The sequence below is a fragment of the Paratractidigestivibacter sp. genome (assembly GCF_052362415.1).
GTDB lineage: Bacteria > Actinomycetota > Coriobacteriia > Coriobacteriales > Atopobiaceae > Paratractidigestivibacter.
In genome coordinates this window covers 1-2,191 of sequence record NZ_DAWEMK010000184.1, presented here as the reverse complement: position 1 = coordinate 2,191, position 2,191 = coordinate 1, and the positions used below count along the sequence as shown (strand labels likewise).

The window sequence follows — 2,191 nt, the reverse complement described above, 5'->3', positions numbered from 1 at the left end:
TCTGCTCGAAATGCAACGGGCGGAAGGGCGCGCGGTAGAGGCGCGTTGCAGACACGCGCTATTCGTCGAAGAAATCGGTGTCAACGGCCTTGATCTCGTAGACCTGTCTCGTGCTCACGCCGACGCCGTAGTCGATCATGAGGCCAGCGAGTGCGGGGCCGTCGACGAGCACGACCGTCTGCCCCAGGAGGCCCTCAGCATATTTGCGGGCATCCTTGGAGAAGCGAGCCGTGGTGATGAAAAGGCCCTTCGATACGCCCTTTCCGGAAAGCGCCCCGACGAATGCCTGAACCTCCGGCCGTCCGACCGTCCTTTGCGGATCCCACCGCTTAGCCTGGTAGCAGATGGTTCCGAATCCGAGTCGGTCCTCACGGACGACGCCGTCTATCCCCTCGTCACCACTCTTTTTGGTGACGTCGGCACGGGAGTCCAGGCTCTCGCCGTAACCCATCGCCACGAGCAGCTTTCCGACCAGGTGCTCGAAGAAATACGGATCTTTTCCCATGATGATCGAAATGAGGTCGTCGGCGAGCGCGTCGCGAATCTCGCCGTAGGCAGACTCCATCGCCTCCTGAGGGGACTCCTGGTCCTCCAGCGTCGAAACGCCCTCGGGCTCTGAAGCGTTTTTGGCCTTGCTTGCGGCCTGATAGCCGTCTTTCCACTTCTTGAATGCCGTGCAGTTCTCATAGAGACCCTTGGCCGTAATGGGTCCGGGATAATCAGAGAGGTACGTCCTGCCGGCATCGGTGATACGGTAGGTTCCCTTCTTCTCGCCGTATTCCAGAAGCTTAGCCTTCTCCAAATCGGTGATACCCCAGTACACGCGGTTGTAGAGTCTCGGCTGGCCGCTCTTGAGACGCTCGGCCCGTTCGTCATCGGTCATGTCGAATTCGATCGCCACGGCATCCTGGAGGTCGGTGCCTGCCAGATATCCATCGACATGCGCCAGCGCTTCAAGGACGGGCCGCATGGTCTCATGCCATTTGGGCATCGTCATCGCTCGTCATCCCCTTCATTTCGGCAAAATCAGTAAAAGAATCAACCGCCGCTGCGGTCAAGGGACCTGTCGCCTGCGGCAATGACCTGAGCTCCCCTGCAAGTCTCCTCGACCCGCCCTTGAGGCTGACGAACGTGAGGCCTCCCGAGATGAACCCGCCGACGACCGGAACGACTTTGCTCACCGCGTCGCCGAAACTGCTTTTGGTGATCTTGACGCCGATCCCGGCAAGGACCTTTTTGATAATCGGGTAGTAACTTGTCTGCATAAGCGCCTTGTTGGCGACCTTCTTGGCCACATTGGCCTGAACCGTTTTGGAAAACACCGTCAAGGCGGAGTTGGCACCGCTCACGCCGGCCATCACGGCCAGGAGAAGGGCGAAGGCCGCCAAGGTCTCATCGTCCATCTCGTCGCAATCGTCGATAAATGACTGCCAGCCGTAGAGATACGCCAGCTTCTGCATGATTCGAAAGGCGTGGACATAGTACTGCGTCACGTCCGCCGGGATCGTTCCGAGCATCGCGAGCCCGCCGGGCAATCCCGCGGAGAACGAAAAGACGGTCGATTTCTTCGTCTCGAAATCAATGACGTCCCTCGCGATGGAGTCGACAAGGCCAGAATCCATCCCGGCGGCGGCTGGGCTCGTTGAAATCGCGAGCTCTACCTGCTCGTCCGCAACGCCCCGCTTACGAAACTCTGAGCGGAGGAAATGGTTGCGCTCGATTGCCACGCCTTTCAGCCTCATAATCTTCTTGAGGAAAGCGATGGCATATCTTTGGGCTTCCTCCTCCTGTCGATCGGCCTCGGCCCTTAGATCTCCAATGCTCTCCTTCACGGAATCGGGCTCGGATGGTATCGTCTCCCCCTTCGGCTTTATGACGTTCCCCTTCACGCTACTCACCGACCTTCTCGGCATAAAGCTTGAATAGATGCGAAACAACCCTCTCTTCATCTCCGCCAAAATCAACGCCATAGGCAGATTCGACAGCAGCATCGAGCCGTGCATGAGCCTTCATGAGATCGGAGAAGAAGAGGGCTTTATCGGGGCTATACATGTCGGCAAGAGTTGCCCCGCGTTGAGCGTTTCTCGCCTCAAGCACATCCCTAGCACACTGGCGTATCTCATCCTTCGGACGCGCCGATGGAGAAGGCCAGACAAAATTGTTATAGACGATAGTGTTCGAGTATTGATAA

At 57.9% G+C, this 2,191-nt stretch carries 3 protein-coding genes; all 3 read right to left on the bottom strand.

The features are described 5' to 3' along the window. Positions 1-58: 58 nt before the first annotated feature. Positions 59-997 carry a restriction endonuclease gene (locus ACT84W_RS10695; protein ID WP_444329205.1) on the bottom strand — a complete coding sequence of 313 codons (939 nt, stop codon included), beginning with the start codon at positions 995-997 and terminating at the stop codon, positions 59-61. After that, on the bottom strand, positions 975-1,898 hold the full coding sequence (locus tag ACT84W_RS10690) for a hypothetical protein (protein ID WP_444329204.1): 924 nt from the start codon (positions 1,896-1,898) through the stop codon (positions 975-977). Before ACT84W_RS10690 ends, ACT84W_RS10695 begins: the two co-directional genes overlap by 23 nt. Further along, positions 1,891-2,191, bottom strand: a 301-nt coding sequence (locus tag ACT84W_RS10685) for a type IIL restriction-modification enzyme MmeI (protein ID WP_444329203.1), incomplete at its 5' end; no start/stop codon positions are given. The genes ACT84W_RS10690 and ACT84W_RS10685, both read right to left, overlap by 8 nt.

Bases quoted from the DNA above. Each gene is read 5' to 3' on its own strand.
- ACT84W_RS10695 (WP_444329205.1), bottom strand. From the start codon at position 997: ATGACGATGCCCAAATGGCATGAGACCATGCGGCCCGTCCTTGAAGCG.